This is a genomic window from Roseivivax marinus, from assembly GCF_900109705.1.
GTDB classification, from domain to species: domain Bacteria; phylum Pseudomonadota; class Alphaproteobacteria; order Rhodobacterales; family Rhodobacteraceae; genus Roseivivax; species Roseivivax marinus.
Window position 1 is genome coordinate 1 of record NZ_FOAI01000030.1, and the last position, 2,664, is coordinate 2,664.

The window sequence follows — 2,664 nt, forward strand, 5'->3', positions numbered from 1 at the left end:
CCTTCTCGGGGCCGATGGTAACGACACGCTCGACGGTCTAGGCGGAGATGACACTCTGTCAGGAATGGCCGGCGAAGATGATCTTCTTGGACGAGGCGGTAATGACAGCATCTCCGGCGGAGATGGCGACGACAACATCGCTGCTTCAGATGGCGATGACATCGTCAGCGGAGGGGCGGGCCGAGATTTCATCGGCGGCGGCCTCGGCAACGACACGGTCGACGGTGGCACGGGTAACGACACCATTGGGGCTGGCTCGGGCGATGATTCCGTCACGGGCGGTGGCGGTAATGACGTCGTCGCGGGTGGAGCTGGAGCGGACAGCCTCACCGGAGCTTCCGGCTCCGATACGATTGGCGGTAGTTACAACGATGACGTAGTCAGCGGTGACGCGGGCAATGACAGTCTCGGTGGTGGCTTCGGCAAAGACACGATCAATGGCGGGACTGGCTCCGACAGCATCGGTGGTGGCGAAGGCAATGACGTCGTGAACGGTGGAGGCGGGAACGACTTCCTTGCCGGGGGTGGTCGAGATGACGTCATCCGTGGTGGAGACGGCAACGACATCATCAACGGTGGTGATGGAGATGATACGATGGTCGGCGGTGATGGGGCCGACCAGTTCATCTTCAATGACCTCGTCAACGGTGATGTGGATACCATCCTTCGGTTCGAGGACGGCCAGGACACCTTCCGGATCACGGGCGTGGAGAACGCCCCTGGAAGCGGCCTTCAAGGCTACGTTGATGCTTTGAACATCACTGATACGACCGTGGATGGTCAGGCTGGGATTTCGATGTCGTTCGGCGGACACACGATCCTGGTGCAGGGCGTATCTTCCACCGACCTTAGCATCGAAGACTTCTCGTTCCTCTAACTTACTAGAGTGCGGCAGGCTTCCCTTGGCCTGCCGCGCATCTTTCTTAAGTTTGTGCCGCTAACTTTGTTTGGTTTGTCTTATAGCCCGATGAGCTTCTAGACGCCTCTCTGGGCCGGAGTTCATCCACTCAGAGTGATCTCGAATGTCCGTGGAGATTATGGGGCCAAACTCATCGTTCCCCTGGTGCCACTTTGGTTCTTTCTCTTCCCACTGTTTACCCGGCGTCCCTTTTACCTGAGCAAGGCTCCCAACCAATGAGCCAAATGCTTCAGCCATCTTCTCTCGCAGGCGACCTTCCCAACCGTGATGGACGAGAAAGCTATCGTGGATTGGCAGGATAACGTCTCCCGAGTCGATGAAGTCTAGAATGACAGCTTCAGCAATATCGCTGTCTATTCTTTGCAGCTTTAACCCTACACCCGAGTAGAAGTGTTCCGAGATCGGCTTGTGGAACTCAATAATGGCATTGGATAGCTGATTCCATGTAAGCTCCAATCCCCTCAGGTTGATCCCTGCCGGTGGGCCTTTCAGCACACGCTCGGCATTCAGCATTGCATTGAACGCGGCTTTGACGCTCCCGCGAACTTCCGAGGGATCAACTCCATCAGGAAGTAGGCCGGATGGAAGTACGCCGGAGTAACTGTCCTCGGGCATCTCTTCCCCTACCCAAGCATAAAGGATCGTCGGGTGCATCGTGGAGTAGTCCACCTCGACCATCCGCTTGCCGTTTACACACAGGTAAGGCCGGTACTCCTTGGGGATGCCTTGCCACCAACCGCCATAGAACCGGCCTCCGGTGGTCAGATCCTCATCGTTGAACACGCGGTACAGGGAGCGATGGTGCAGGGCGAGTTGCCGGGAGTTTACGACATCATCGGAGAGACGATCCTGCAGTGCCGCGATGTCGGCATCCGGCATGTCCAGGTCGTACCAATGATGGCTGAGGCCACGGTTAATCCGTTCAAGCCTCCAGCGCATTAGCTCCACGTCACCGGTCACCGGGGTTGGAACGGTCGTCTTAACCTTCGTCCCATCCGGATTCTTCATCTTCACCTGAACGCGAACCAGCTCACCTACATGCTTGGCCGGGATGACAGCAGGGAAGGCAAGTTGCTCATCCTCCGTGAACAAGCCGACCAACTTATCCGTTGCGGAATACCTGGTGATACGGCTGGATGCTTTACCGTTCTTCCCTCCGCTGCGGTCATAGTAGCCGTCACGGGTCTGCTTGAGATACCCCAGTTCGATAAGGCCCCTGTAGGCTCTGCCCACATGGATGTCGTAACTCCGCATGGGATCAGTCCCACCCTTCCCATATCTCGCCTTACCGAGATGGATGGGAGCCTCAGACTTTCTTCGCTTGCCTGAAGCTACACCTACTCCCTCCGCTATGAGGCTACTCACGGAGTAGGTCAGCTTGTTCAGCTTCTCACCTGTTACACGTCTCTTAGGCTTATCCGCATGCCCCCAAACGTGAGCCTGTAGCTCATCTACAAGCTGATCCACGACAGAGTTGAACTTCAGATACCTTGGATCCCTCCAGGTGAGGGTGGAGGCTTCAGGTTTGGTTTGGATGTTCATTGAGAGAGATATGTTTGAGGGGTTAGGTCAGTCCGGCCCTTGGGGGGGGGGGCGTCCCTCCCATACTAGGGTGAGTTAAGGTCGCCCGAATGTACATGGTTTGTTCCAACTCGCCTAGCTGGAATCGTCACGGCTGGAAGATGACCTTACGGTACCTCCCTGGATCAGGTGACGAACCCTAAACCCCCTTCCGTGAGCGGAGC

General features: G+C 56.7%; 2 protein-coding genes. One reads left to right on the forward strand and one right to left on the reverse strand.

Features of this window, described 5'->3' with window-relative positions; translation table 11 throughout:
- The coding region (locus tag BMX29_RS19030; RefSeq protein ID WP_139197121.1) for a calcium-binding protein at positions 1–877 on the forward strand (877 nt) is incomplete at its 5' end.
- Between the two features lie 60 nt (positions 878–937).
- Here the strand turns inward: BMX29_RS19030 and BMX29_RS18650 are convergent.
- Positions 938–2,461: a hypothetical protein gene (locus BMX29_RS18650; protein WP_139197123.1), complete on the reverse strand. Its 1,524-nt coding sequence runs from the start codon at positions 2,459–2,461 to the stop codon at positions 938–940.
- Between the last annotated feature and the right edge of the window lie 203 nt (positions 2,462–2,664).